Raw genomic sequence first — 26,005 nt, 5'->3', positions numbered from 1 at the left:
GGCAGTTGCGGGACTAACCGGGGGCCGGCCCGGATCCGCCCCGGGGCAGGGTTGGGCGAGGCTGGGCCCATGGATGAGCATCTCATCGTTCTGCTGCCGGTCGCCGGCGTCTGGCTGGCTGCGGGGTTCCTCGCCGACCGGTTGCCCCGGCTGGACCGCGCCCGCGCACTGCACCGGCGTACCGGATGGGTGCTCGCCCTGACCCTGACCGGCCTCGGCCTGACGGCGGGCGTGCTGGCCGCCGGGTTGCAGAGCGCCGGCGCCGGCACGGTGGACCGGGCCGCCGCCGGGCTCGCGCTGGCGGCCCCACCCGCGCTGCTCGTCGCGGTCTGCACCGTCAGGCGGGTCCGCCGGCTGCGAACCGGCGCGGGCGCCCTCGCCACGGCGCCGCACGCCCCGGCCCCGCACGGCCTGCGGGCCGCCGCCGCCCATCCGCTCGTCGGCCTGCCGCTCCAGGTCACCGGCCTGGCCACCGTCCCGGGCGTGCTCTCGGCCAGCGGCCTGGACGTCTTCGCCGGGCCCGGCACGACCGGGGCCGCGGTCACCGTCGGCGCGCTGGGTGTCGCCGCCATCGGGGTACGACACGCGCTGCGCCACAGCCGGCTGGCCGAGCGGGCGCTGCCCCAGCAGCAGCCGGCGTCATCACGGGTGGCCAGTCCCCTGCACGTATAGCAGCTCCAGGATCGCCCGGGTCGCCTCGAACCAGCGGTCCATCCAGCCGGGCGGGGGCACGCTCCCCTTCGGCGGCAGCTCCAGCAGCAGGCCGCGCAGCAGCGGGTGGTCGGCCAGGGACTCGGCCGAACCGGTCGGCCAGCCGGCCGGCGGGAACGACGGCTCGGTGAGCGGGTTCGGGTCCAGCGAGGGCAGCGACAGCGGCGGCCCAGCCTGCTCGGGTGCCGGCGACCCGCCGTCCCGGCCACCGAAATCGGTGTCGGTGGAGACCACTTCTGTCAGCACGGTGTCCCGACGGGCCCCGCGGTACTTGCCGCCGAACCGCTCCGGTTTGCCCGGACCGTTGGTGAGGTTCTCTGACCCGATCGTCGTCATCGTCTCGCCTGCCTCGCTCGGTTGCCGATCCGTGCGGCGGGTTGTCGACCAGCGCCGTACCGAGGGGTACAACGACCCGGGGCGGGGGTGGCGACGGGTCCGGGCCCGATCCGTACCGCCGACTGCCGATCCGTACCCGCAGGTCACGGATCCACCCCCGGACGCGCGACGGGCGCGGAACGTCCGGCTACGCTGCCGGACGGGCCGCGCCCGTCGTGTCTGGGTCCGGTCCATCAGTCCCGGGCGAAGGTGCCTTCCCTGGTGCCGGCGACAAAGGCGTGCCAGTCACCCGGAGCGAAGATCAGGTTGGGCCCGCTCTTGTCCTTCGAGTCCCGCACCCCGATCGCCCCGGTCACATACGCCACCTCGACGCAGTTGTCACAGTTCGGCCCACTTTTCGAGCTCTTGAACCACGTCGCCCGCGTCAGGTCCCCACGGGACCACTTGGTCGCCACTTCCACAACGGCTCCTCTGCCAGTTTTGCGATTTGTGCGATGGATTCCTCCGGGCGTCTGGCCGCTGCTCGAATGTGATCGAAGATGAAGTGGTACCGCTGCAGTTCGTCGCTCTTCTCGAGAAAGAGCCCACCCGTGGCGTTCTCCGCGTACACGACATCGGGATCACCCGCTTCGGGGAAGCTGAGGATGGTGAAAGTGCCGTCCATGCCGGCGTGCGCCCCTACCGAGAACGGCAGGATCTGGAGCGTCACGTTCGGCAGCTCCGCCACCTCCACCAGCCGCCTGAGCTGACCACGCATCACCGCGTCGCCGCCCACCGGCCGGCTCAGCACCGCCTCATCGAGCACCACCCAGAGATCGGCCGAATCGTCCTGGGTCAACAACGACTGGCGGTCGATTCGGACACGCACTCTCTGCAAAACCTGATCGGCGGTGAAGTCCGGACGGGCGGTGCGGATCATCGCCGAGGCGTACTCCTCGGTCTCCAGCAGGCCCGGCACCACCTGCTGCTCGTACGTCCGGATGGAACTCGCGGCCGACTCCAAGCCGACGTACGACCCGACCAGCACCGTGCTGTACGGGTGCCACCAGCCCTTCTGCCGGGCCTCCCGGGCGATCTGCACCAGCTCGTCGCTCTCGGTGCCGGACACCCCGTAGATCAGCAGCATGTCCCGGACATCGCGCGGGGTGGCGGTGGTGTGGCCGGTCTCGATCCGGGAGATCTTCGACGCGGAGCACTCCAGATGCTCGGCGACCACCTCGATCGTGATGCGTGCCGCGTCGCGGTGGCGGCGCAACTCGGCGCCGAGTCTGCGACGGCGGATGGTGGGGCTACGTCGCTCACTCACGGCGTCCCCCAGCGGGCCACGTGGCCGGACCGATCGCTGCTCGCGCTCACCCGGTTACCTCCGGTCGATCGCGCCCGGAATCGACGCCCGCCGGGGGCGCGACCGTCGGGCGGCGAGCGTTTCGCGGCAGAGGCGTGGTGCCGGTCGTCGACCGGCCGCGGCGGGCGAAACCGGCGTCCAGTGTGCCGCCCCGGGGACAGCCGCATCAAGCGTCTATTTCCGCGCGCCGCTCACGTATCGGCAAAAGTCGACATGCAACTTGCATGAAACCCGCCGCTGATGCAGTCTGTCCGTAGGGCCAAGGTCACTCACCGTTCCGGTTGGCCACCGGAGAGGCGGGTGCTCCGCCGCGACGGAGCGCCCGGTCGAGGGACCCGCCCCAGGCACCACACGGACCTGCCCCGGTTCCAGGCCCCGTTGTCGCATGCCACTGGCTGCGACGGCGGGAGCGACGACCGGATGCAGTCGGGTGATGGTCGGGTGACGGCACGCCACCAGCGTGCACGGCCCGACCACCACCGACCCGCCTGACCGGTTCACGAGGCACGACCACGTCACCGGGCCCACGGCATCCCCCGAATCACCGCCGGCACACGCCGGCCGATCCTCTTCAGGAGTCCTCTGTGCTTCCCCGCTCAGGTGACGTACTGCACGTGACTCGCGCGGCGAGTGTCCAGTTCCTCAGACCGATCATGTTCCGCGTGATCCGGGTGCACGACTGGCCCACGTACGAAGGTTGGGTGTGGCTCGACGGCTACGAGTTGAACGCGGCGGGGGACGCGGTCAACCAGCGGTCAATCTTCGTGCAGGCGGCCGGGCTGCGTCAGCTCCGGACCGCTTCGCAGCCCCGGCAGCACACCGCCCGCCCGCGCCGCCCGGTGGTCCGTACGGCGGTCCGGGTGGGCTGACCCGCCGGAATCGCAGGTCGGGAGGCGTGCCGCCGGCATAGAATCGGTACGCCCACCCCGGCGAACGTCTCCACCCCGCGCGTCCCGGACCCTGAACCTGGGATGGTCATGGTCATTCTGCCCGCCGCGCGGCGACACCACCGCTCCCGTACCCTCTATGCCTTCGGCCTGCTGGCGCTGCTCGGCATCGTCACCACCCTCGTGGTGGTGGTCCGATATCCGGCCCTGTCCGCCACCGAACTGAGCGCTCCGGTCCCGGCCCCCGAGATCACCGTGGTGGACGAGGGGTCCGATCCCGGGCCGGGCTGGGCCGACCGGGCTGACCCGGCGGCGGGGGCGCAGGGCGCTCCGGCGGGGGCGGTCGGCGTGCCGGGCCCCGCCGGCGCGGGCGCCGGCGACGGAACGGACACGGTGGTCGAGGCCCACCGGGCACCGGGTGGGGCGGCGGAACGCCGGGACGACGTGAGCCGCTCACTGTTCTGGTCCGGGGTCCTCGGCCTGGCCATCTCGCTGGCCGGACTGGGACTTGTCGGGACCAGACGCCGGAGGTGGTGAGCGCCCGACCGACGCGGCAGGGGCTCCGGCGCCGCCGAGGGCCGGCCCGGCAGCGTCAGGGCGTCGGACTGGCAGCCGTGGTCGCCGACGGCTCGACCGCGCTGGTGGTGGGTGCCGGGGCCGCCGCGACCACCAGCGTGACCTTCTCCCCGGCGGGCACCAGCTCGCCGGGGCCGGGGTCGGTCTCGATCACCGTGCCGGCCGGCTGGTCGGACTCCCGGGCCTCGATCCGGTGCTCGATGCCGAGCTGCTCCAGGACCTGCTCGGCCGTCGCCCGGGACAGCCCGACCAGCGGCGGCATCGGCACTGCGGGGCGGGTGGTCGACGGCGGGGTGGTGGACGGCCCGGCGGTCGTCGCCTCGGTCGTCGGAGCGCCGGTCGTCGCCGGGGCGGTGGTCGGCCGGGCCGAGGGGGTGTCCCCGGGACCGGGGGAGTCGCCGGCCGACGTGAGCAGCCAGAGGCCGGCCCCGAGCAGGCCGGCCAGCAGCAGCGCCAGGACGCCGAGCAGGATCGGCGTCCACCAGCGCCGGCCGGGCTGGTCCTCGGCGTACCAGTCCTCGCCGGCCGGGTCGCGGTAGTCCGCCGGGCGCGGCGGCGGGACCCCGGCCCGCCCGGACCAGACCTCAGGGGTGGCCGGCGGCTGCCGACCGGTGTCCCCGGACCGGGGCAGCGGCCGGGTCTCGTCACCGGCGCGGGATTGCGGCCGGGTCTCGTCGCCCGGGCCGGGCAGCGGCCGGGTGGGGTCGTCGGCGTCGTCGGCGGGTGGCGGGTCCTGACGGTCGTCGCTCATCGCACGTCCTCTCCCCACCGGGCGGGCGGCCTGGCCCTCGGCGTCCACGCTAACCGCTGCCGCGCGCATCGGCCGGGATCAACGCGGCGAGCCGCAGGGGTGGGAGGCCGGTCGGTGCGCCGGCCGGAGGTCACGGGGTCGGTGCCGGCTTCCCGCTCGGTTCCGCCGGCTCCTCGCCGCAGGTCAGGGTCACCGGATCGTTCCAGTACGCCGTGCTGTCGGGCTCCGGGTCCTGTGCGGTGACGATGCCGGTCCGGCCGGTGCGGTAGCGCGGGTAGAGGCCCTCCTCGACCAGGTCGTCGGCCGCGTCGGAGCAGTCGTCGTCGAGCAGGTCCGGGACGCTGACCTCGGGTGCCGGCCCCGCGACGTACAGCGCGACGGTGGTGCCCCGGCGCACGGCCGAGCCGACCGGGGGGTCGGCGCTGCGCACGTCCCGCCCCGAACCGGTGCCGAAGACCAACCGCCAGCCGAGATGGAGGTCCCGCAGCTCGTCCCGGGCGTCCTCGAAGTCCGTGCCCAGCACCGGCGGGACGGTCAGCCCGCCGGACGGGGTGGACGCGCTGGTCCGGGGCGCGGACGGCGCAGTCGTCCGGACCGTCGGCGACGGGGTCTCGGAGGGGGTGGCCGGGACCGTCGCGCCGGCGTCCACATTCCGGCCGGACGGTGGGGTGCCCTCGTCGGCCAGCAGCCAGCCGCCGGTCGCGCCGACGGCCGCCAGGAGCACGACGGCGAGGCCACCGCCGAGCACCTTGACCATCCGGCCCGACCCGGATCCGCCCGGCTCGCCGGGATACGTCTCCCGAGCGGTGTTCCCGTCCGTCATCGCGCCCACCATCTCATCACCGGCGACCGTACCGGGCCGCGCCAAACGCCGGGGCCCGCTCTCCGCCACGACTCGCCGGGCCGACCTCGGGACGTTACGCTCCCCGGCATGGCCAGACGAGGCTGGGGAGGATCGATCGCCACGGCGGTCGGCGTCGCTGCCGGCGCGGGCGCGGCCCAACTGGGCTTCGGCTACGGGCTGGGCATCATCAACTGGGCGGCGGCGGACGCCGGTGGCGGGACGGCCTGGGTGGCCAGCCTGGCCTGGGCGACCTGGATCGCGAGCACCTCGACGATCGCCGGGGCGGTCTGCGCCCAACGGCTGCGGCTGCGGCAACGCGCCCCGGCACCGGCGGCCCCCGCCCCGGACGCTCCCCCCGTCGCCGAGCAGCGCCCGGAACCGGTCGCCGCCCCCGACGCGCCCGTGGTCCCGGCCGGTGGCGGCTCCCCCGACGGCCCGGACCCGGTCGGCACGCCCGCCTGGGTGGACCCGGTCGGTGTGCCGTCCGCGCCCGAGCCGGTCGGTGGGTCCGGGGTGGGCCCGGTCGGCTCCTCCGGTGTGACCGTTCCCGCCCCGGCCCCTGGCGGTTCCGGGTGGGGCGAGGCCGGCGGGCTCGGATCGACGGTCCTGGCGCTCGCCGGGGGCGTCGGCGCGCTGGTCACCATGCTGCTGGTGGCCGTACCGGCTCGGGCGGCGAGCGTCCCGGACGTCTCCGCACCGCAGGCCGTGGCAGCCGCGTACGCCGGGGCCGGGGTGCTGATCGGGATGCTGGTGGCCAGGTGGGCGCTACGCTCGCCGGCTGCGGCGGCCGGCGTGATCGCCACCGTCGGCTGGCTCTGGCTGCTCGCGATGGTCGCCGTGGCGGACGGGGTGTTCTCGGGGCGCGGGCTGACCACCGCCCAGCTCGGCATCTGGCAGCTCAGCGCGGACCGGCCAGGCCTCTGGATCCGGGACTGGTTCTACTGGCCCGGCGCGCTCCTGGCGCTCGGCTCGGCACTGCTGATCGGCGCCCTGGCCGCGCGGCGTACCGCCCGGTCCCCGGAGCACCGGCTCGGGGCGGCGGCCTCGGGCGCGGCGGGTCCCCTGCTCATCGCGCTGGCCTACCTGCTGGCCGTGCCCGGCCTCGCCACGACCGGGCGGGAACAGGTGTCGGCCCACCTCATCGCGCCGTACGCGGTGCTGGCCGGTCTCGCCGGGTCGATGCTGACCGCGGCGCTGGCCCAGCGGGCGGCGGCCCGCCGCGCCGGCGTACCGGGGCCGCCTGCGGCCCTGCCCAGGTCCGGTGCCCCGGTGCTGGTGCCCCGACAGCGCTCCGGCCCGGCCGACGCCGAGCCGGAAACGCCCGTCGCCGACCAGGCCGGCCCGCTCACGCCCGCCGCCGGCCAGGCTGCCGGATCCGGGACGGTCGAAGAAGCCGGGACGGTCGGGACCGCCGGGGAGGCCCGGCCGCCGACGGCGGCGAAGCCACCCGGCGGCCGGCGCACCCGATGACGCCTGGTCAGTCGACCGGCCAGGTGTGCACCGGCTCGTTGCTGCGCTGGAGCGCCACGTAGCGCTGCACCATGTCGTGCAGGGCCGCGCCACGGTCCATCCCCCGGTGCCGCTCGGCGGCCCAGACCGCCTCGGTCTGCCACACCGCGCCGTTGCGGCCGGTGCGGCACCGCTGCTCGATGATGCCGAGCAGACGGTCCCGCTCGGCCGGCGCGACGCCGAAGCGGTCCAGCCCGACGGCCGCTGTCGGCAGCAGGGTGTCGAGCACCAGCTTGGTCACCGGCACGTCCCCGAGGCGGGGCCAGTGCAGGACGGCGTCCATGCCGCGCCGGGCGGCGGTGTGGAAGTTCTCCTCCGCCGAGCTGAACGTCAACTGGCTCCAGATCGGCCGGTCCGCCTCGGCCAGGCCCCGGGCCAGCCCGAAGTAGAAGGCGGCGTTCGCCAGCATGTCGACCACCGTGGGGCCGGCCGGCAGCACCCGGTTCTCCACCCGCAGGTGCGGACGGCCGTTCATGATGTCGTAGACCGGCCGGTTCCAGCGGTAGACCGTGCCGTTGTGCAGCCGCAGCTCCGCCAGCTCGGGGACGCCACCGGCGTGCAGCACCTCGACCGGGTCCTCGTCCTCGCAGATCGGCAGCAGCGGCGGGAAGTAGCGGACGTTCTCCTCGAACAAATCGAAGATCGAGGTGATCCAGCGCTCCCCGAACCAGACCCGGGGGCGTACACCCTGGGCCTTCAGCTCGTCGGGGCGGGTGTCGGTGGCCTGCTGGAACAGGGCGATCCGGGTCTCCGCCCAGAGCTGCCGGCCGTACAGGAAGGGCGAGTTCGCCCCGACCGCCACCTGGACGCCCGCGATGGCCTGGGAGGCGTTCCAGTAGTCGGCGAAGCTGTCCGGGGCGACCTGGAGGTGGAACTGGAGGCTGGTGCAGGCGGCCTCCGGCGCGATGGAGTCGGTGTGGGTCTGCAACCGCTCGACACCGCGGATGTCCAGCTCGATGTCCTCGCCGCGGGCGCCCACGATCTGGTCGTTGAGCACCCGGTACCGGGCTGCGGTGGAGAGGTTGTCGACGACCAGGTGGCGCTCGGTGAGGGTGGGCAGGATGCCGACCAGCACGATCCGGGCCTCGGACCTCGCCGCCCGCTCGTCGGCCCGGGTCAGGCTGCTGCGCAGGTCCTGCTCGTAGTCGGCGAAGCCGCCGCCCTCGATCAGCCGGGGTTTGGCGTTCAGCTCCAGGTTGAACTGCCCCAGCTCGGTCTGGAAGAGCGGGTCGGCGATGTCCGCGAGGATCTGCTCGTTGCGCATGGCCGGCTCGGCCGCCGGGTCCATCAGGTTGAGTTCGATCTCCAGCCCGGTCATCGGCCGGTCGGCGTCGAACCCGAAGTCGTCCAGCATCAGCGCGAAGACGTCCAGACATCGCCGGACCTTCTGCCGGTAGCGGACCCTGTCCTCTCGGGAGAAGGCGCCCTGCTCGACGTCCCTACCCATGTGCCCTCCCGGCGCGAGGCGCTGCGGAACGGTACCGCCCCGCAGCGCATTGTGAACCTTCTACGGTAAAAGTGCCCAGCGCGTCGGGCCAGAGGCCGGCGCCGGGCGATCACCGCGACGGACGACCGCGACCGGAACGAAGAGCGCTCCCGACGGATCTCTACCCAGGTGGACGCCACCGCCACCGCCCAGGACGCGCGACGGCACGTGACGATCCACACCGTCACCGCCCGGGATGCCGGCTCCGCGCCGCGCCAGGGGCTCATGGGCCGGCACGGCCGCAGGCCCGCGTCGACTGGTACGACGCGGGCCTGCGGGGTCTTCCGGTACGGGACGCGGAGGCACGCGGTCCTCGCGAGTCAAGGAAGATCAGGCCTGGCGGACGGCCTCGCCCTCGATCTCGATCTTGATCTTCTTGCCGACCAGCACGCCACCGGTCTCCAGGGCAACGTTCCAGGTCAGGCCGAAGTCCTCGCGGTCGATCTCGGTGCTCGCGGAGAAGCCGAAGATGTCCTGGCCGAACGGGCTGCGGCCCACGCCCTCGAACTCGACCTTCAGCTCGACCGGACGGGTGACGCCCTTGATGGTCAGCTCGCCGGAGAGCACGAACTCGTTGCCGTCCCGGGACTTCACGCCGGTGCTGCGGTACTCCAGGGTCGGGAAGGTCTCGGTGTCCAGGAACTCGGGGCCGCGCAGGTGGGCGTCCCGGTCGGCCTGGGCGGTGCTGATGCTCGCGGCCTGGATGGTCGTGGCGACCGAGGACTGCAGCGGGTCCTCGGCGATCGTGATCGTGGCGGTCGCCTCGGCGAACTCACCACGGACCTTGCTGACCATCATGTGCCGGGCGACGAAGCCGACCCGCTTGTGAGCCGCGTCCAGCAGATAGGTGCCGGCGGCCGGGATCGTGAGGCCGTCCCACTCGCGGGTAACCGATCCGGTGCTGCTGGTCATGGTCCTGTCCTCCAGGGGAGATTGTTTAGTAGCCTGACGGCTGACTGAGCAACTATAGCCACAGCAATATTCCTCATGTCAAGTACTGCTACGATGGACGGGTGGACCAGAACGTGTTCGACGACCCCCGGATCACCGCCGTCGGCCTGCTCGTCGAGGCGCACGCCGGGCTGTCGGCCCGGTTCGCCGCCCAGTTCGAGGAGCACGGGCTGTCCCCGGTCGAGTTCGAGGTGCTGACCCGCCTCGCCCGCTCGCCCGGCAACCAGCTCCGGATGACGGACCTGGCCGCACAGACCTCGCTCTCCACCAGCGGGGTGACCCGGGTGGTGGACCGGATGGAGCGCGACCGGCTCATCCGCCGCCGGGCCTGCCCGTCCGACCGGCGCAGCTCGTACGCCGTGGTCACCGCAGCCGGCCTGGAACGGCTGGACCAGACCCTCCCGGGGCACCTGCGCATCATCGAGCAGTGGTTCACCGGCCAGTTGGCACCCGACACGCTGCACGTCCTCCTCGACGGCCTCCGGCAGGTACGCGACGCCGTGCACCCGGGGGCGACGGCGGGCAGCACCAACCCGAACCCGGAGGAGCCGGCCGCCCCGCCGGGTTGCTGATCCGACCGGCCGCTGATCCGACCGGCGCTCGCGGCCGGATGCGGGAGCGCAGGTCGGGCGGGTCCGGCGTGACACCGGCAGAAAGACCGGCAGAATCCGTTGAGCCAGCGGTAGCTATCCGGACGGAACGGACGAAACAACTTACCTGTGGTGGCTACTGTGCTCTGAGCGGGGGCGCACCGGGGGGTGCTGGCGCGAGCGATGAGCGAGGGGTAACACCAAGGGGGCTTCTTCGCTCGCGCCACCCCTCGCGCCACCTTCCGCGTCATCTTCCGCGTCATCTTTCCGCCGCTCCGCAGCGACCGAGATCGTGGCCGGAGGCCGACCGCAGGGGCGCGAGCTGGGCGACCTCCCGGGGCAGCAGACTGATGCCACTCTCCCGGCAGACCCGGTCCAGCCGGTCGAACACCTCCGCGTCACCGACACTCGCCGCCAGCCCGACCAGGGCCTCCACCACGTCCCGGCGGTGCCGTCCGCCGGCGCCAGCGTCGACCGCGGCGGCGAACCACTCAGCCGCCAGGTCCCGGTCCCCCCGGTGCAGGGCGATGTTCGCCTCGATCAGCGCACAGGCCGCCTCCTCGACCCGGGCCTCCCCGCCCCGGCCACAGGCGTCCCAGCCGAGGACCGACCGGACACCGGCCGGCCCCGCGCCGAGCGTCGCGTCGCCGGCCACGCACGAGCGGAGGCCGGACAGCACCTCGGTCGCCTCGTCCGGACGCCCGTCCTGGGCCAGCGCCAGTCCGACGGTGCCGAGGGCCCGCCGGCGGTGCCCCGGATCGCCGAGCTCCGCCACCCCGGCGAGCACCCGTCGGCCCTGCGCCACGGCATCGGCGTACCGGCCCTCCAACCGGGACACCTCCGCCAGGTTCGCCCGGGCCAACACCCGCAGTCGCCGCTCGCCGCACTGGGCGGCCAGCCGGTCCACCGCGGCCAGCCGGCGGCGGGCCCCGGCCAGGTCGCCCAGCCGGGTCTCGTGCCAGGCCAGGTTGTTCTGCGCCACGGCCATGTCGCGTACCCGTTTGTGCCGGGTGGCCAGGGACAGGACCGCGAGCGCCTGCTCCCGCGCCTCGTCGTGCGCGTCTGTGGCGACCAACAGCGCCCCGAGCACCGTACGCGCCTCAAGTTCGCCGGTCACGTCGCCGACCCGGTGGAACACCGCCCAGGCGCCCCGCGCCGCCGGCAGTTCCTGCTCCGCCGCCCCGTGCTCGGCGGCCAGCCGGGCCACTCCGAGCACCGCCCAGGCGCGCAGCATCGGGTCGGCGTCGGCGGTACGCGGGTCGGCCAGCAGCCGGCGCAGCCACTGCCGCCCGAGGACGTTGCGCCCCCGGAACCGCCACCAGCGGGCCAGCCCCGCGGCCAGCCGCAGCGCGGTGACCGGGTCGTCGACCGCCGCGTGGGCCAGCGCGGCGGTGATGTCGCCGGCCGCCTCGTCGAGGCGGCGGACCGCCGAGGTGAGCTGGGAACCGGCGAGTTCGACGACGGTGCGGGCCACCAGCCGTGCGAAGACGTCGGCGTGCCGCCGCCGGACGACGCTCAGCTCGCCGGCGCCGATGGCCTGCTCGGCGGCGAACTCCCGCACCGCGTCGAGCAGCCGGAACCGGAACGGCCCGACACCGCGCACGCTGAGCAGGCCGAGCTGGAGCAGGCGGTCCAGCAGCGGCACCGGGTCGACCGACACGGTGCCGTCCGGGTCGGCGTCGTCGGCGAGCATCTCCTCGGCCAGCTCCACCGACCACCGGTTACGGAACGCGGAGAGCCGACGCAGCGCTGCCCGCTCGTCCGGCGCGAGCAGGCGGTAACTGGCCGCCACCGCGTCCCGCAGGGTGACCGGCGCCCCGCCCACCGCCCCGCCGGGCTCGGACGCCGCCCACCCCGGCCCAGGGGCCGGCAACGGCGAGGTGGCGAGGTCGAGGACACGGTCGCCGTACCGGTCGAGCAGCTCGTTGAGGTCGAGGATGCGCCCCCGGGCGGCCATCAGTTCGATGGCCAGCGGCAGCCCGCCCAGCCTACGAGCGAGCGCGGCGAGGGCCGGCAGCTCGGCCGGATCCGGCGGCTCCCGCCGCACCCGGGCCAGGCGCGCGGTGAACAGCGCCACCGCCGGGTAGCCGGCGAGGACGTCGGGCTCCGCCGGGTCGAGCTCGGGCGGGGGCACGTCCAGCGGCGGCACCGGCCAGACCCGTTCGCCGGGCACGCCGACGGGATGCCGGCCGGTCACCAGGATCCGCAGCGTGGGCACGGCACGGGCGAGCCGGTGCAGCGCCTCGGCCACCGCGTCCGGCGCGCGTTCCACCGCGTCGATCAGCAGCAGCGCCTGGCGGCCGGCGAGCCGGACGGCGAGGTCCGGGGGGCGGGCGCCGCCGAACACGGCCGCCACCGCCGAGAGCACGTCGGCGGCGTCCGAGCCCTCCCCGACGAGCACCCCGGCCGCGCCTCCCGGTGCCCGTCCGGCGACGGCGTGGGCCACCGCCAGGGCCAGCGCCGTCTTCCCCACCCCGGCCAGCCCGACGAGGCTGACCACCGGTGGGCCGTGGCCGGCGGTCAGCAGCTCGACGAGCTCGGCCACGTCCCGCTCCCGACCGATCAGCTCAACCGGGGGCGGAAGCGCGATCGGCGTACCGGCGGAGTGGGCGGCCGACGACGGCCCGGCGCCGACGGGCGGGGGCGGGTGCCACGACGGCCCGGCGGCGAGGCCTTCGGGCGGGGCCGGGGCGGACCGGGCCGGGGCCGCGCCCCGGGCGGCGGCGGTGAACTCCGCGAGCGCCGGACCGGCCAGGTCGAGCGCGCCGGTGAGCAGCTCGACGGTGGTCCGCTGCGGTCGTGCGGACCGACCGCGCTCCAGGTCGCGGACCGTGCGCACGCCGATGCCCGCCCGGGACGCCAGCTCGGCCTGGGTGAGGCCGGCCGTGCGCCGGTACGCGCGCAACAGGTCCGACAGGCCGGTACGCCCGTCCACCCCCGGCGGACGATCATGATCGGGCGCCATGGGCAGGAAGGGTACGGATCGGGTGCGACGGCCGGCAGGCAACCGTCGCCCTGCCGACGCCTCGGGGCACGGATATCCGACAATCCCGCCGCAACGGCTGCGGTCGGCGGTGTTCCCCCCGTGCCGCAGGCGTCAGCGAGGGGCCGTTCCGTTCACAGGCCGAGGTCGCGGGCGATGATCATGCGCTGGACCTCGCTGGTGCCCTCGCCGATCTCCAGGATCTTGGCGTCCCGCCAGAACCGGGCCACCGGGTACTCGTTCATGAAGCCGTAGCCGCCGTGGATCTGGGTGGCCTCGCGGGCGTTGTCCACGGCGATCGTGCTGGCGTGCAGCTTGGCGATCGCCGCCTGCCGCTTGAACGGCTCGCCGGCCAGCATCCGGGCCGCCGCGTCGTAGTACGCGAGGCGGGCGGTGTGCGCCTTCAGCTCCATGTCGGCGATCTTGAACTGGATGGCCTGGTAGTTGCCGATCGGCTGGCCGAACGCCTGGCGCTCCTTCGCGTACTTCAGCGACTCGTCGACGCATCCCTGGGCGAGGCCGACGGCGAGGGCGGCGATCGCGATCCGGCCCTCGTCGAGGATGCTGAGGAACTGGGCGAAGCCCCGGCCGCGCTCGCCGAGCAGGTTGGCCGCCGGGACCCGGCAGTCGTCGAAGGTCAGCTCGTGGGTGTCCGAAGCGTTCCAGCCGACCTTGGAGTAGCCCGGGGCGACCGTGAAGCCAGGGGTGCCGGACGGGACGATGATCGTGGACAGCTCCTTGGCGCCGTCCGGCCGGGTGCCGGTGACGGCGGTGACCGTCACCAGGGTGGTGATGTCGGTGCCCGAGTTGGTGATGAACGCCTTCGAGCCGTTGATCACCCACTCGTCGGTGGACTCGTCCAGCACCGCCCGGGTCTGGGTGCCACCGGCGTCGGAGCCGGTGCCGGGCTCGGTGAGGCCGAAGCCCGCGAGGGCCTCGCCGCTGACCAGCTTCGGCAGCCACCGCTCCTGCTGCTCGGCGGTGCCGAACCGGAAGATCGGCATCGCGCCGAGGGAGACCGCCGCTTCCAGGGTGATCGCCACGCTGGAGTCGACCCGGGCCAGCTCCTCCAGGGCGAGGCAGAGCGCGAAGTAGTCGCCGCCCATCCCGCCGTGCTCCTCCGGGAAGGGCAGGCCGAACAGGCCCATCTTGCCCATCTGCCGGATCACCTCGTACGGGAAGGTGTGCTTCTCGTAGTGCTCGGCGATGACCGGGGCGACCGCCTCGCGGGCGAAGTCCCGCACGCTCTCCCGCAGCGCCTCTTGCTCGTCGGTGAGCCGGAAGTCCATCGGTTCCTCCTGTACGGGTTCCTCCGCCGGACGCTCGTGACGCCGACGGTCCTTGGTCGCGGTGGCGGTGCCGGTGCCCCTGGGGTGGGGGGCGGTCTAGACCGGGGTGACGCCGTGCCTGCGGCGGGAGAAGTGCCGGTCCTTGGTGCGGGCGGCGGTGAACCGGCGGACCAGCTCGGCGCGCAGCTCGTGCGGCTCGACGATCGTGTCGACCACCAGCTCGCTGGCGAGCCGGACGATGTCGATGTCCCGCTCGTACTCCTCGCGCCTCGCGGCGACGAAGGCGGCCCGCTCGGCCTCGTCGGCGATGGCGGCAATCTTGTTGGCGTAGACGGCGTTGACTGCGGCCTCCGCGCCCATCACCGCGATCTTCGCGGTGGGCAGGGCGATCGTGGCGTCCGGCTCGAAGCCGGGGCCGGCCATCGCGTACAGGCCCGCGCCGTACGCCTTGCGCACCACCACGCAGATCTTGGGTACGGTCGCCTCGGAGATCGCGGTGATCATCTTCGCCCCGTGGCGGATGATGCCCTGCTTCTCCACCGCGCTGCCGACCATGAACCCGGGCACGTCGGACAGGAACAGCAGCGGCACGTTGAACGCGTCGCAGAGCTGCACGAACCGGGTCGCCTTGTCGGCCGAGTCGACGAAGAGCACCCCGCCCTTGAACATCGAGTTGTTGGCAACCACGCCGACGACCTCGCCGTCCAGCCGGCCGAAGCCGATGGTCAGCTCCTTGGCCCAGAGCGCCTGGATCTCGAAGAAGGAACCGTCGTCGAGCAGGCCCCGGACGTACCGGCGCATGTCGAACGCCTGCCGCTCGCTGGCCGGGACGAGCGCGGCCAGGTCGGCCTTCTCCGGGGCGGGCAGCGCCTCGGCGGCCGGCGGCGGCTGCGTCCAGTTCGCCGGCAGGTACGACAGGTAGCGCCGGACCACGTCGAGCGCGTCCGCCTCCGTCTTGCAGAGGAAGTGCCCGACGCCCGACTCGGCGCAGTGCACCTTGGCCCCGCCCATCGCCTCCAGGGTGGTCTTCTCCCCGGTGACCATCTCGACCATCCGGTCGGAGCCGAGGTACATGCTGGCGTTGCCGTCCACCATCGCCACCACGTCGCAGAACGCCGGAATGTACGCCCCGCCGGCCGCGCTCGGCCCGAACAGGGCGCACACCTGCGGAATCGAGCCGGACGCGCGGACCTGGTTCCAGAAGATCTTCCCGGCGCCGCGCCGGCCGGGGAACAGGTCGACCTGGTCGGTAATCCGGGCGCCGGCCGAGTCGACCAGGTAGACCATCGGCACCCCGGTCGAGTACGCCCGCTCGATGATCCGAATGATCTTCTCGACGGTGCGCGCGCCCCAGCTTCCGGCCTTGACCGTGGAGTCGTTGGCCATCAGGCAGACCTGCCGGCCGTCGATGATGGCGGTGCCGGTGACCACGCCGTCGGCGGGCAGGCCCTCGGCCAGCGCATTGGCGTACAGGCCGTCCTCGACGAAGGATCCCTCGTCGACCAGGAGCGCCACCCGCTCGCGGGCGAACAGCTTCCCCTTGGCGGCGTTCGCCGCGTGGTACTTGTCCGCACCGCCGGACCGGGCGCGCATACGCAGCTGCTCCAGTGCCTCACCGTCGAGCGTCACGCCGACTCCCTCGCCGCCTGCCCCGGCCGCGCGGCCTTGTGAACCGCCCGACACCCAACCTGAACGATCGTTAGGCTAGCGCATCCCCCCACCCCCCTGCGACCCGCCACCCCACCCCACCCCGCTCCCACCCTCCACCCTCCACCGAGGCGTTGATCAAGAGGTTTGCGTCAGGAGGGGCAGGAATCCTGACGCAAACCTCTTGATCAACGGGGCCGGCTGGGGGCCGGGTTGGGGCCGGGTTGGGTGGGGGTTAGGTGGGGAGGGGGGTTAGGCGGGTGCGGGGGCCGGCGCGGAGGACGCCGGAGGGGAGCTTCTTGTTGAGCAGGTGCTCCGCCAGCTCGGCTGCCTCGATCAGGGCGTCCAGGTCGATGCCCGTGTCGATGCCCATGTCGTGCAGCATGTGCACCGCCTCCTCGGTGGCCAGGTTGCCGCTGGCCCCCGGGGCGTACGGGCAGCCGCCGAGGCCGCCGACGCTGGCGTCGAACTCGGTGATCCCGAGCTCCAGTGCGGTCAGCAGGTTCGCCAACGCGGTGCCTCGGGTGTTGTGGAAGTGCAGCAGCACCGGGACGTGGGCGTTGCGGTCGCGTACCGCGGTCAGCAACTCGCGGACCCGGCGCGGCGTACCCATGCCCGTGGTGTCGCCGAACGCGACCCGGTCCGCGCCGTCGCGGACCACCCGGTCGACGATGCCGGCGACCCGCAGGGGGTCGATGTCCCCCTCGTACGGGCAGCCGAAGCTGGTCGCCACGATCACCTCGGCGGTCGCTCCGGCGCCGTGCAGCAGGTCGATCAGCTCCGCGATGTCGTCGAGCGACTCGTCGGTGGACCGGTTGACGTTGCGCCGGTTGTGCGTGTCGCTGGCCGAGACCACCACCTCAACCTCGGTGAACCCGGCCGCGAGGGCGCGCTGGGCGCCCCGGGTGTTCGGCACCAGCGCTGAGTAGCGCACCCCGTCGACCCTCGCGACCCGCTGCCACACCTCGTCCGCGTCGGCCATCTGCGGGATGGCCTTGGGGTGCACGAACGACACCGCCTCGATCCGGCGTACGCCGGTGCGGGAGAGCGCGTCGATCAGCCGCACCTTGGCCCCGGCCGGGACCGGCTCCTCGTTCTGGAGCCCGTCGCGCGGCCCGACCTCGCGGATCGACACGGCTGTGGGCATCTGGCTCATGGTCACCTCGCTGTGGCGTCGGGTCGCCCGGGCGCCGTCGCCCGCCGCCCCTCGTGGGGACGGCCGACGGGCGACGCCGGACGACCGGTGTTCCCTCCAGGGAACCAGAACCTCGGGAGCTGACGCCAGACCGGCCCCGAACCGGCTGGCTGCGGAAGCGCGGGCACCGCCGCGGGGCGGGGGCCCCAGCCCGCCGAGGATGGCCAGGCAGGCGTAACGCGCAGGGCTCGCCGGGCCGTATAGCAGCATTCCCGGTCGGGGGACGGACACGCTGTACGTCGCCCGGTCGCCCGGGTGGCCCGTCCGGCCGAGCACGGGGGCACGTTCGCCGGAACGGGGAACTGGACGGCCGGAATCCCCATCGACACATCGATCGGCCACGCCCCGGATCGTTACGTTTGGCACGCCCCGACTCACCACGGTGGGTTGGGGCGGCGAGGCTGCCGGCCGTCGGCCCGCTCCTCGCCACCCCCTCCGGGATCAGGGCTGCGACGGTCCTTCCAAGAGCTCCGCAGCACCCCGGAGCGTGGCCGAGAGGGCGCCGGCGTACGCGACGGCGTCCTCTCGGCCCAGCAGCACGGCCATGGCTGCCCCGCCCTCCGCGCCCAGCGACATGGATCGCAGCCACCGGGCCATCCGGCGACGGTCGACGGGCCACCCAGCCCCGTCAATCGGTCTTCTTCTTGTCATTTCATCCATCCAGAGACGCAAGATGCACCGATGGAATTTCCACCGGTCGAATACGCGCGTACCCGATAACTGCCGAACCGGCGGATCGCCGCCGCACCGGTCGCGCGACAGGAACAACGACGCGACCCGGACGGGTACGCGCGTTTCTGGCCGGGTAGGCGCGTGGCGGGGCCGGCCAAAGTGGATGATCGGGACCGAGTGACCGCAGACCAGTGGCCGCAAGGGGTCCAGGACGGCCGACCACACGGAATTGGGCAGTCCTACCCGGACAGGCACCCGGCCAAAAACTGACCATGCGCGCAGTAAAGGCAGTCCGCCGTTGATCAGAGGGGGTACAAATACGGTTCCGAGTCATGTAGCTCTTGGAAGGACCGACATGACCCCCCACAACACCACGCCGCCCCCGGCGGGAGAGCAGCATCAGCGGCACCGGCTCGTCGCCCGGGCCCGACTGGCCGCCGGCTACGAGTCCCGGTACGGCTCGACGGCGGTCTCCGCGTACGGGCTGGCGGTCCGCGACGTCGTCGAGAGCTGCCCGGAGGTCGGGCCGATCGACACGTGGAGCAGGCTGTCCGAACGGATCTGCCGGGACCGGCCCGGACGGAACCGGGACACCCTGCGCAAGCGACTCTCCCGGCACTTCACCACGGAGACGAAGGGCCCTCCGTGGCCGACGGTGGTCCTGGTCGTGGAGTACACGGTGCCGAAGGCCGACCGCGCTGCGACGCTGGACCACCTCGGGCGGCTCTACGAGGCGGCTCGGGAGGAGAGACCGCCGTCGCGGGGCCGCGAGCCGGCCGGACCGGTCCACCCCCACACCGAGACCCACTCGAATGACAGCAGCGGCGGCGGCAGCGGTTACGGCGAGGGCGACAGCAGCGGTGGCAGCGACAGCAGCGGTGGCGGCAGGAACGAAAGCGGCGGCGGTGGCAGTGAGGACGGGCTGCGGCGGGAGAACGCTTCGCTGCGCCGAAGGCTGGCCGCCAGCCAGGCCGAGAACGACCTGCTACGCGCCGCCCTCCGCGCGCCGGCTCGGCAGGCGGTGGGGGGACGCTCTCGACACCAGCCGCTCAGCGGCGAGACCCGCCCGGAGGATGTGCCACGACAGCGGGAGTCCTCGGCCCCGGCCGGGACTCCGCGCGGGGGCTGGAACCCGGGACGCTTCCCCGCCGGACCGTCCACCACCAACGACGCGCCAGCCGGGCGGCACCGTTCACCCCGCATCGACCCGATCTGGCTCACCCCCACCCCCGACCCCAACACCCCCCACCCCCACCCCGCCGGGGACCTCCGGCGACGTTGATCAAGAGGTTTACGTCGGCGTAGGCCGGAACCCCGACGTAAACCTCTTGATCAACGCATGTATGCGGGTGGGTGGGGTTAGCGCATCCGGCCGACGATGGTGGTGTCGTAGTCGCCGGAGAGGAAATCCTTGTTCTCGAGGAGTTCGGCGTGGAACGGGAGGTTGCACTTGGGGCCGGTGATCTCGAAGGCCGCCACCGCCGCCCGGGCCCGCTCGACGGCCTCCGCCCGGTCGCTGCCGCTGACGATGAGCTTCGCCATCAGGCTGTCGTAGAACGGGGTCACCGTGTTGCCGGCGACGTAGCCGGAGTCGACCCGGACGCCCTCGCCCGTCGGCTCGTTCCAGGTCTTGATCACGCCCGGGCCGGGCAGGAATCGCTTCGGGTCCTCGGCGTTGATCCGCAGCTCGATGGCGTGCCCGCGCGGGACGAGAGCGTCCGGGTCGAACGTCGGGGCGAGGCCGGATGCCACCCGGAGCTGCTCCTCGACCAGGTCGATGCCGTAGACGTACTCGGTGACCGGGTGCTCCACCTGGAGCCGGGTGTTCATCTCCAGGAAGAAGAACTCCTCGGAGCCGGGGGCGTCACCCGCCTGGCCCCGCTGACGGGGGACCAGCAGGCACTCGACGGTGCCGGCGTTGCGGTAGCCGACCGCCTCGCCCGCGCGCACCGCGGCGGCGAGGATGCGCTCGCGCAGCTCCGGCGAGACCGCCGGGGACGGGGACTCCTCGACCAGCTTCTGGTTGCGCCGCTGCACCGAGCACTCCCGCTCGCCGAGCGCCACCACCCGGCCGTCGGCCAGGCCGAGGATCTGCACCTCGACGTGGCGTACCCGGGGGAAGTACCGCTCGATCAGCACCGAGCCGTCGCCGAACATCCGCTCGGCGAACGAGCGCACCTTGTCGTACTCGGTGCGTAGCAGGGCCTCGTCGGTGGCCACGCCCATGCCCATGCCGCCACCGCCGGCCGCCGCCTTGACCATCACCGGGTAGCCGATCTCGGTGGCGGCGGCGACCGCCGCCTCCACGTCGGCCGCCGGATCGGTGGTGCCCGGCGCGACCGGGACCCCGGCCGCCGCCATCAGGTTCCGGGCGTTGATCTTGTCGCCCATCGCGGTGATCGCGTCCGCGCCGGGCCCGACCCAGACCAGCCCGCTGGCCTCGACGGTACGGGCGAACTCGGCGTTCTCCGACAGGAAGCCGTAGCCGGGGTGGATCGCCTGCGCGCCGGTCGACTTGGCTGCGGCGAGGATCGCCTCGACGTTGCGGTAGCTCTGGGCCGGGTTGGCCGGGCCGACACAGACCGCCTCGTCGGCCTCGGTGACGAACGGCAGGTCGGCGTCGGCCTCCGAATGCACCGCGATCGCGCGGATCCCGAGCCGCTTCGCGGTACGGATGACCCGGCGGGCGATCTCGCCCCGGTTGGCGACCAGCAGCGACTCGATCATGTTCTCCTCCAGCGTCCAAAAGATGGGACGGAGGCAAGGAAACCATGGGTGGGCCGCTTCGCACGAGTCAAGCGCCACAGGTCCGGGCGGGGTCCCGGGGGCGGGGCCGGGGAGGTCCGGCCCCGGCGACGGGTGGCCGGGGCGACCCGGACCAGCTCAGGCAGCCGTCTCGGCCAGCAGGGCGGCCAGGGTGGCGGCGCGCAGCAGGGCGGCGCGGCGTCGCCGGTCCACCTCACCGCCGAGGAACGGCGTCGAGTTCATCAGGCCGAACGCGGCGTGCGCCAGCACCCGCGCCTCGCCGGCGGGCTGCCCCGGGTGCAGTGCGGTCAGCACGGTCACCCACTCCTCGACGTACAGCCGCTGGAGCCGGCGGATGCGGCGACGCGGCTCGTCCGGCAGCCGGTCCAGCTCGTGCAGGTGCAGCGCGATCACTGCCGGGTTGGCCAACGCGAACTCGACGTGGAAGTCGATCAGCGACTCCAGCGTGCCGCGCGGGTCGTCCGGGTGGCCGGCGGCCCGCGCCCGCCCACCGTCGAGCAGCCCCTCGCTGACCGGGACCAGCGCGGCGACCATCATCGCCTCCTTGCCGGCGAAGTGGTGGTAAAGGGCGGGGCCGGTGACGCCGGCGGCGGCGCCGATGTCGTCCATCGACACGCCGTGATAACCCCGCGAGGCGAAGAGCCCGACGGCGATCTCCAGGATCTCGTCCCGCCGGGACCGCCGCCGACCCGTACCCGTCACGCCGCCCGCCGTCCCCCGTGCCCGCTGTTCCACGCTCACCGGGCAAGCCTAGACCCGCCGCCGGACGGGGTGGGGCTCGGTTACCCGGCGGTCGCATCCGCCGGGACCGGTCAGTCCTCCTCGTCGGCGGTCAGCCCGTGTTCCGCGCGGACCGCCGCCGCGTCGTCCGGGCGGCCCAGCTCGTCGAGCGCCCCGGCCAGCAGCCAGGCGGCCCGGGCCGCCGACCGGGAGCCGGAAGGCAGCCCGCCCAGCACCTCGCGCAGCAGCGGCTCGGCCTCGCCGGGGCGGCCGGCGTGCAGCAGAGTCTCGCCGGTGAGCAGTTCCACCCGGGCCGCCTCGCCGAAGGCCTCGATCGACCGCAGCCGGGCCGGGACGCTGGCCAGGCGGTCCAGCGCCTCGTCCGTTCGGCCGACGCCGGCCAGCACCCGGGCCGCCACCTCGGCGGCCAGCGCCACCTCGTACGTCACCACCGGCGGCTGCTCCGGCTGACCGGTCAGCACGGCCGAGAGCCCGTCGCAGACCTCCACCGCGCGGACCGCCGCCGGCCCGTCGCCCGCCCAGAAGAGCGCGTCCGCCTCCCGGCGGCGGGCGCGCAGCTCGTCGACCGGCGCCTCGGCCAGCCGGTACGCCGTCGCGGCCTCGGCGAACCGCTGCCCGGCCAGCGCGTCCCGGTCGGCGTCGTAGAGCAGGCCCCCGGCCTCCTCCAGCACCTGCGCCCGGTGCGGCAGGTTGTCCGGCCCGTCGAGGTTGCGGGCCAGCAGGTCCAGCAGGGCCAGCGCCGGTTCCAACTCGCCCAGGTCGACGTAGATCCCGACCAGCAGGTGCCGGCAGCGGTCCGCCTCGGCCTGGGCCCCGAGCCGGTCCAGCCCGAGCACCGCCTCCTCGGCCACCTCGGCCGCCTCCGCGGGCCGCCCGGCGACCCGGTACGCGTTCGCCAGCTCCCAGCGCAGGAAGGCGTCCCCGTCGGCGCCCTGTTCCACGCAGAGGGTCACCGCCTCGGCGAAGTCCTCCACCGCCTCGGCCGCCCGCTCCGCGGCCAGCAGCGCCCGGGCCCGGAACACCCGGACCGGGAGCCGGGCGCCCGGCGGGGCGGCACGCAGCGCCTCGTCGCAGGACGCCACCGTCTCGGCGTGGTCGTCCACCGCCCGGGCGTACGCGAGCGCGGCGGCGGTGACCAGCTCGCCGACGCCCACCTCCCGGGCCAGCCGGCGGGCCTGCCCGGCCGCCGCCCGGAACTCGTCCGGCCGGTCCAGTTCCTCCAGCACGTTCGCGCGGTGCAGCGCCGCCCGGGCGGCCAGCCACGGATCGTCGTACGCCTCGGCGGCGGCCCGGTCCGCGGCAGCCAGTGCCTCCGACCAGCGTTCGAGGTGCGCCAGCGCCAGCGCGAGCCGGTCGTGCGCGGCGGCCCGCTCCCGGGCGTCGGCGTGCGCGGCGAGGAATTCGGCGGCCTCCCGGACCAGCACCAGCCCCTCCTCGTCCTCCCCGCTCATGCAGAGCAGCACCCCGAGCCGGCCGGCCACCACCTGCGCCCGGACCTGGTCGCCCAGCTCCCGGTACGCGGCCAGCGCCGCCCGGTTCGCGTCCCGCGCCGCCTCCGGGCCGGTCTCGGTCAGCTCGGCCGCCCGCAGCTCCAGCCGGCGGGCCGCCGTCCGGGGCGACGCCTCGGCGGCGCCGAACCGCTCGTCGTACGCGGCCAGCGCGGCGACCAGCCCCGACCGGCGGTGGGTGCGTAGGCACTCGTCGGCCAGGTCGAGCAGCTCGTCGGCGGTGGCGTCGGCCGGGACGGCCGGCTCCTCGGCCGGGGGTGCCGCCGGCTGCGGGGACCGGGCCGGGTCGGCCGAACTGCGGCGCAGGCTGGCCGAGAGCGGCAGGTGCTCCCCGGCGGGCCCGGTGGCCAGCCGCCGGGCGATCCACTCCGACTGGTACGAGGTGCCGTTGCGGGCGTCGAACCGGGCGGCCAGCGCTGTCGCGGTGTCGGCCAGCTCGGCTGCCAGCGCGGCGGCGGACACCTCACCCGCCGGCCGGTCGCCGGCCGCCCGCCGGTGCAGCGTGACGTCGCCGGCCCCGGCGGCCCGGCGCAGCGCGGCGGCGGCGGTGGCCGCGAAGTGCATCGCGGCGGCCGGGGTGGGCGCCCGGTCCAGCCAGTCCAGGTGCCGCTCGACGATCTCCACGGCCCGGGCCTCGTTGCCGGTCAACGTGCAGAACTCGACATGGTCCCCGATGTCCCACAGGTCCGACAGGTTGCCCCGCAGCCGCCGGTACGCCTCCCGGTGCGCGTCCCGCGCCGCGTCGCCCCGCCCCGTGCGCAGGTACGGCACGAGCAGCGCGGTGAGGATCGCCTGCGGCTGCTCCGTGCAGGTCAGCCGGCCGGCGAGGACCGGCTCGGCCAGCGCCACCGCCTCGTCGTACCGGCCGACGTGGGCGAGGTGTGCGACCTGGGTGGTGGGGTCGCAGCCGGCGCAGTCGGACAGGTCGTCGCGCGGCGCGGTCAGCCACTCCCGGTACCACCGCTCGGCGGCCTCGGCGTCGCCCACGTGGTCGGCGACCAGGTAGCGGTGCTTGTGCACGGCCTGGAGGCTGTGCCCGGCGTCCCGGTACCGACGCTCCATGTCGTCGAGCACCGCGTACGTGCGGTCCAGCGGCAGTTCGGGGAACTTCAGCATGGCGTTGACCATGTACTTGAAGTGCCAGAGGAGCTGGTGGGCATAGCCCTGGTGGTACGGCTGCGGGTCCCGGTCGAACTCGGCCAGGCACCAGGAGAAGGTGACGAAGGACTTGCCCGCCTCACCGCCGTAGACGTACCCGGTGGTGGCCTGCATCCGGACGGCGAACGCCAGGTGCCGGTCGTCCCCGGTGTCGGCCCGGCGCAGCAACTGCTCCAGGGCTGCCGTCCGCCCCGCCCCGTACGGCATGTCGGTGGTCCCGTGCAGCATCCGCCACAGGTCGTCCTCGCTCATCGCGGCCTCACTCCCGTCCCGGTACGGCCCGGCCGAGCAGGCCGAGGAAGGAACTGTTCAGCAGCGCGGCGTCGGCAGCGCGGATGGGATGGTGCCCGAGCAGCAGGGCCTGCCCGTACAGCGCCTCGACGGCGAGCCCGACCAGCTCCGGGTCGTCGAGGGTGGTGACCCGGCGGACCAGCGGGTTGCGGTGGTTGAGCACGAGCTGCGGGCGGTCCGGCGGGGCGGACGCGGCGAGCGCGTCGAGCACCCCGCCCCACAGCTCGTCGGCCCGGTCCCGCGTCGCGGTCAGCTGGTCGTTGAACGCCGCCGACCGGCTGACCAGGTAGAGCGCCGGCAGCGACACCGGGTCGTACGCCCGGATCACCACCTCGCAGCCGAGCCGCTCCAGGGCCCGCTGCGCCCCGGCGAGGAACGGCCGGAGGGCCAGCTCCACCTGCGGGTCGAGGGCCTCGAAGCGGGTGGTCAGGTCGCTGGGCTCCAGCCGTTCGATGAGCACCGACCGGTCCACCGTCGGCAGCCGCTCGATCAGCTCGGTGTCGTACGTGTAGCCGGCGTTGACCACGGCCAGGTCCTGCGCGGCGGCGACGGCGGCGAGCTGGCGGAACTCGTCCAGGCCGGCGGCGTACCGGATCAGGCCGTGCTGCTGGCGGAACTCCGCCAGGGTGAGCGTGCCGACGTTGGTGTCCATCGGCCACCACTGGTCGACCAGGCGGAGCATCTCGTCGTCGTGCAGGGCGAGCGCCTTGACCCCCAGGTGGTGCACCTGGAGAAACTCGGCGAGCCGGCGCGGGTCGTGCCGGGCCAGCCGGACCAGCCAGCCGCGCACCTGCGCGCCCAGGGCCTCCCGGGTCGCGGTCAGCAGGGTGTCCTCGTAGAGCGCCTCGCGGCTGGCGGTGGGGCGCAGCTCGCTGGCGTCCACCACGCAGTGGGCGAAGAACGCCCAGTCGGGCAGCAGCCCGTCGGCGTGCTCGGTGAGCAGCATCCGCTTCAGGTACACCCGGTGGCCGGCGCGGGCGGCCGGGTTCACCGGGGTCGGCAGGATGAACGCGACGCCGGTCAGCCCCGCCTCCGGCACCGACAGCGGCACCACGTCGAACGGGTCGACGCCGAGGTGCTGCCGGGCGTACCGGAGCAGGGCCGGGCGGTCGGCGGGCGTGCCGGGCGCGGTCGGCCAGGGTGGATCCCCGGCGGTGGTGACCACGTCGCCGACCCGGACGGTGACCGGCAGCAGCGAGCCGTAGAGCCGGGCCAGGTCGGTGACCGTCCCGGTGGCGAACCACTGGCCGGCGTCGCGGCGCGGCACCAGGGTCACCGTCGTCCCCGGCTCGGCCCGCCGCTGCCCGGCGGGGGCGGTCGCGACGGCGTACCGGCCGTCGGAGTACCCGGTCCAGAGCACCGTCGGCTCGTCGGCGTGCCGGGTGACCACCCGGATCTCGTCGGCGACCAGGAAGCAGGAGAGCAGCCCGATGCCGAACTGGCCGAGGAACTCGTGGCGGGAGAAGCCCAACTCGTCCCGCTTCGAGCTGCGGCCGATGGTGGCCAGCAGCTCGTGCACCTGCGCCTCGGTGAGGCCGATGCCGGTGTCGTGCACCCGCAGCGTTCCGTCGCCGGTCAGCTCGGGCGGCTCGATGCGGACCAACGCCGGGACGTCGGGCTCGGTGGCCCGGCGCGCGGTGATCGCGTCCACCGCGTTCTGCATGAGCTCACGGACGTAGACCCGTGGGCTGCCGTAGAGATGGTGACTGAGCAGGTCGACCACGCCTCGGAGGTCGACCTGGAAGGTGCGGTCCACGCCTGCTGCTCCC

The 26,005-nt window shown here is 74.1% G+C and carries 22 protein-coding genes; 6 read left to right on the top strand and 16 right to left on the bottom strand.

Annotated features, from left to right (window positions below; all coding sequences use genetic code 11):
• Window positions 1-69 precede the first annotated feature (69 nt).
• Window positions 70-672 carry a hypothetical protein gene (locus OG617_RS14255; protein ID WP_405102040.1) on the top strand — a complete coding sequence of 201 codons (603 nt, stop codon included), beginning with the start codon at window positions 70-72 and terminating at the stop codon, window positions 670-672.
• On the opposite strand, the gene OG617_RS14250 is transcribed toward OG617_RS14255, so the two are convergent.
• From OG617_RS14250 to OG617_RS14240, 3 genes are all read right to left on the bottom strand, one after another.
• Complete coding sequence (locus tag OG617_RS14250; RefSeq protein ID WP_405102038.1) at window positions 643-1,047, bottom strand: hypothetical protein; 405 nt, start codon at window positions 1,045-1,047, stop codon at window positions 643-645. The genes OG617_RS14255 and OG617_RS14250 overlap by 30 nt on opposite strands.
• A gap of 233 nt (window positions 1,048-1,280) precedes the next feature.
• A complete protein-coding gene (locus tag OG617_RS14245; protein ID WP_396676614.1) occupies window positions 1,281-1,502 on the bottom strand; it encodes a DUF397 domain-containing protein in 222 nt (73 codons plus the stop codon).
• Window positions 1,472-2,353: a helix-turn-helix domain-containing protein gene (locus OG617_RS14240; RefSeq protein WP_405102036.1), complete on the bottom strand. Its 882-nt coding sequence runs from the start codon at window positions 2,351-2,353 to the stop codon at window positions 1,472-1,474. The genes OG617_RS14245 and OG617_RS14240 overlap by 31 nt, the downstream gene beginning before the upstream one ends.
• A 623-nt stretch (window positions 2,354-2,976) precedes the next feature.
• On the opposite strand from OG617_RS14240, the gene OG617_RS14235 reads away from it, so the two are divergent.
• Both OG617_RS14235 and OG617_RS14230 read left to right on the top strand, forming a co-directional pair.
• On the top strand, window positions 2,977-3,261 hold the full coding sequence (locus tag OG617_RS14235) for a hypothetical protein (protein ID WP_405102034.1): 285 nt from the start codon (window positions 2,977-2,979) through the stop codon (window positions 3,259-3,261).
• 102 nt (window positions 3,262-3,363) lie between these two features.
• On the top strand, window positions 3,364-3,816 hold the full coding sequence (locus tag OG617_RS14230) for a hypothetical protein (protein WP_405102032.1): 453 nt from the start codon (window positions 3,364-3,366) through the stop codon (window positions 3,814-3,816).
• Window positions 3,817-3,871: 55 nt separating this feature from the next.
• Here the strand turns inward: OG617_RS14230 and OG617_RS14225 are convergent, their stop codons facing one another.
• On the bottom strand, window positions 3,872-4,606 hold the full coding sequence (locus tag OG617_RS14225) for a PASTA domain-containing protein (protein WP_405102030.1): 735 nt from the start codon (window positions 4,604-4,606) through the stop codon (window positions 3,872-3,874).
• Between the two features lie 130 nt (window positions 4,607-4,736).
• Window positions 4,737-5,429, bottom strand: a complete 693-nt coding sequence (locus tag OG617_RS14220) for a PASTA domain-containing protein (protein WP_405102028.1) — start codon at window positions 5,427-5,429, stop codon at window positions 4,737-4,739.
• A 108-nt stretch (window positions 5,430-5,537) separates the two neighbouring features.
• Here OG617_RS14220 and OG617_RS14215 point away from each other — a divergent pair, with 108 nt between their 5' ends.
• On the top strand, window positions 5,538-6,920 hold the full coding sequence (locus tag OG617_RS14215; protein ID WP_405102026.1) for a hypothetical protein: 1,383 nt from the start codon (window positions 5,538-5,540) through the stop codon (window positions 6,918-6,920).
• 7 nt (window positions 6,921-6,927) lie between these two features.
• Here the strand turns inward: OG617_RS14215 and OG617_RS14210 are convergent, their stop codons facing one another.
• Window positions 6,928-8,406 carry a glutamate--cysteine ligase gene (locus OG617_RS14210; protein ID WP_405102024.1) on the bottom strand — a complete coding sequence of 493 codons (1,479 nt, stop codon included), beginning with the start codon at window positions 8,404-8,406 and terminating at the stop codon, window positions 6,928-6,930.
• Window positions 8,407-8,775: 369 nt separating this feature from the next.
• Window positions 8,776-9,357, bottom strand: a complete 582-nt coding sequence (locus tag OG617_RS14205; RefSeq protein WP_405102022.1) for a YceI family protein — start codon at window positions 9,355-9,357, stop codon at window positions 8,776-8,778.
• A 101-nt stretch (window positions 9,358-9,458) separates the two neighbouring features.
• On the opposite strand from OG617_RS14205, the gene OG617_RS14200 reads away from it, so the two are divergent.
• On the top strand, window positions 9,459-9,968 hold the full coding sequence (locus OG617_RS14200; RefSeq protein ID WP_405102020.1) for a MarR family winged helix-turn-helix transcriptional regulator: 510 nt from the start codon (window positions 9,459-9,461) through the stop codon (window positions 9,966-9,968).
• Window positions 9,969-10,245: 277 nt separating this feature from the next.
• Here OG617_RS14200 and OG617_RS14195 read toward each other — a convergent pair whose 3' ends face one another.
• The 5 genes from OG617_RS14195 to OG617_RS14175 form a co-directional block, all read right to left on the bottom strand.
• Complete coding sequence (locus OG617_RS14195) at window positions 10,246-12,951, bottom strand: ATP-binding protein (RefSeq protein WP_405102018.1); 2,706 nt, start codon at window positions 12,949-12,951, stop codon at window positions 10,246-10,248.
• A gap of 152 nt (window positions 12,952-13,103) precedes the next feature.
• Window positions 13,104-14,258, bottom strand: a complete 1,155-nt coding sequence (locus OG617_RS14190) for an acyl-CoA dehydrogenase family protein (RefSeq protein ID WP_405102016.1) — start codon at window positions 14,256-14,258, stop codon at window positions 13,104-13,106.
• 96 nt (window positions 14,259-14,354) lie between these two features.
• Entirely contained in the window at window positions 14,355-15,887 is a 1,533-nt protein-coding gene (locus OG617_RS14185; RefSeq protein ID WP_405102014.1) for an acyl-CoA carboxylase subunit beta, read from the bottom strand.
• A 253-nt stretch (window positions 15,888-16,140) separates the two neighbouring features.
• Complete coding sequence (locus OG617_RS14180) at window positions 16,141-17,052, bottom strand: hydroxymethylglutaryl-CoA lyase (protein WP_405102012.1); 912 nt, start codon at window positions 17,050-17,052, stop codon at window positions 16,141-16,143.
• Between the two features lie 489 nt (window positions 17,053-17,541).
• Window positions 17,542-17,697, bottom strand: a complete 156-nt coding sequence (locus OG617_RS14175) for a hypothetical protein (protein ID WP_405102010.1) — start codon at window positions 17,695-17,697, stop codon at window positions 17,542-17,544.
• Window positions 17,698-18,127: 430 nt separating this feature from the next.
• Between OG617_RS14175 and OG617_RS14170 the strand changes: the two genes are divergently transcribed.
• On the top strand, window positions 18,128-19,054 hold the full coding sequence (locus OG617_RS14170) for a hypothetical protein (protein WP_405102008.1): 927 nt from the start codon (window positions 18,128-18,130) through the stop codon (window positions 19,052-19,054).
• Window positions 19,055-19,131: 77 nt separating this feature from the next.
• Here the strand turns inward: OG617_RS14170 and OG617_RS14165 are convergent, their stop codons facing one another.
• The 4 genes from OG617_RS14165 to OG617_RS14150 all read right to left on the bottom strand — a co-directional run bounded on the left by OG617_RS14165 (window position 19,132) and on the right by OG617_RS14150 (window position 25,992).
• A complete protein-coding gene (locus OG617_RS14165; protein ID WP_405102006.1) occupies window positions 19,132-20,499 on the bottom strand; it encodes an acetyl/propionyl/methylcrotonyl-CoA carboxylase subunit alpha in 1,368 nt (455 codons plus the stop codon).
• Window positions 20,500-20,655: 156 nt separating this feature from the next.
• The gene (locus OG617_RS14160) at window positions 20,656-21,279 is read right to left on the bottom strand and encodes a TetR/AcrR family transcriptional regulator (protein ID WP_405102004.1); all 624 of its coding nucleotides are present in this window, start codon (window positions 21,277-21,279) and stop codon (window positions 20,656-20,658) included.
• A 71-nt stretch (window positions 21,280-21,350) separates the two neighbouring features.
• Window positions 21,351-24,197 carry a hypothetical protein gene (locus OG617_RS14155; RefSeq protein ID WP_405102002.1) on the bottom strand — a complete coding sequence of 949 codons (2,847 nt, stop codon included), beginning with the start codon at window positions 24,195-24,197 and terminating at the stop codon, window positions 21,351-21,353.
• A gap of 7 nt (window positions 24,198-24,204) precedes the next feature.
• Entirely contained in the window at window positions 24,205-25,992 is a 1,788-nt protein-coding gene (locus OG617_RS14150; RefSeq protein WP_405102000.1) for an HSP90 family protein, read from the bottom strand.
• Window positions 25,993-26,005: the final 13 nt, after the last annotated feature.

The organism is Micromonospora sp. NBC_01412 (assembly GCF_045040215.1).
Taxonomy (GTDB): Bacteria; Actinomycetota; Actinomycetes; order Mycobacteriales; family Micromonosporaceae; genus Micromonospora; species Micromonospora rubida.
This window is presented reverse-complemented; position numbering and strand designations above follow the sequence as displayed.

Bases quoted from the DNA above. Each gene is read 5' to 3' on its own strand.
- OG617_RS14255 (WP_405102040.1), top strand. From the start codon at position 70: ATGGATGAGCATCTCATCGTTCTGCTGCCGGTCGCCGGCGTCTGGCTG.
- OG617_RS14250 (WP_405102038.1), bottom strand. From the start codon at position 1,047: ATGACGACGATCGGGTCAGAGAACCTCACCAACGGTCCGGGCAAACCG.
- OG617_RS14230 (WP_405102032.1), top strand. From the start codon at position 3,364: ATGGTCATGGTCATTCTGCCCGCCGCGCGGCGACACCACCGCTCCCGT.
- OG617_RS14225 (WP_405102030.1), bottom strand. From the start codon at position 4,606: ATGAGCGACGACCGTCAGGACCCGCCACCCGCCGACGACGCCGACGAC.
- OG617_RS14220 (WP_405102028.1), bottom strand. From the start codon at position 5,429: ATGACGGACGGGAACACCGCTCGGGAGACGTATCCCGGCGAGCCGGGC.
- OG617_RS14215 (WP_405102026.1), top strand. From the start codon at position 5,538: ATGGCCAGACGAGGCTGGGGAGGATCGATCGCCACGGCGGTCGGCGTC.
- OG617_RS14210 (WP_405102024.1), bottom strand. From the start codon at position 8,406: ATGGGTAGGGACGTCGAGCAGGGCGCCTTCTCCCGAGAGGACAGGGTC.
- OG617_RS14205 (WP_405102022.1), bottom strand. From the start codon at position 9,357: ATGACCAGCAGCACCGGATCGGTTACCCGCGAGTGGGACGGCCTCACG.
- OG617_RS14195 (WP_405102018.1), bottom strand. From the start codon at position 12,951: ATGGCGCCCGATCATGATCGTCCGCCGGGGGTGGACGGGCGTACCGGC.
- OG617_RS14190 (WP_405102016.1), bottom strand. From the start codon at position 14,258: ATGGACTTCCGGCTCACCGACGAGCAAGAGGCGCTGCGGGAGAGCGTG.
- OG617_RS14180 (WP_405102012.1), bottom strand. From the start codon at position 17,052: ATGCCCACAGCCGTGTCGATCCGCGAGGTCGGGCCGCGCGACGGGCTC.
- OG617_RS14175 (WP_405102010.1), bottom strand. From the start codon at position 17,697: ATGGCCCGGTGGCTGCGATCCATGTCGCTGGGCGCGGAGGGCGGGGCA.
- OG617_RS14170 (WP_405102008.1), top strand. From the start codon at position 18,128: ATGACCCCCCACAACACCACGCCGCCCCCGGCGGGAGAGCAGCATCAG.
- OG617_RS14165 (WP_405102006.1), bottom strand. From the start codon at position 20,499: ATGATCGAGTCGCTGCTGGTCGCCAACCGGGGCGAGATCGCCCGCCGG.
- OG617_RS14155 (WP_405102002.1), bottom strand. From the start codon at position 24,197: ATGAGCGAGGACGACCTGTGGCGGATGCTGCACGGGACCACCGACATG.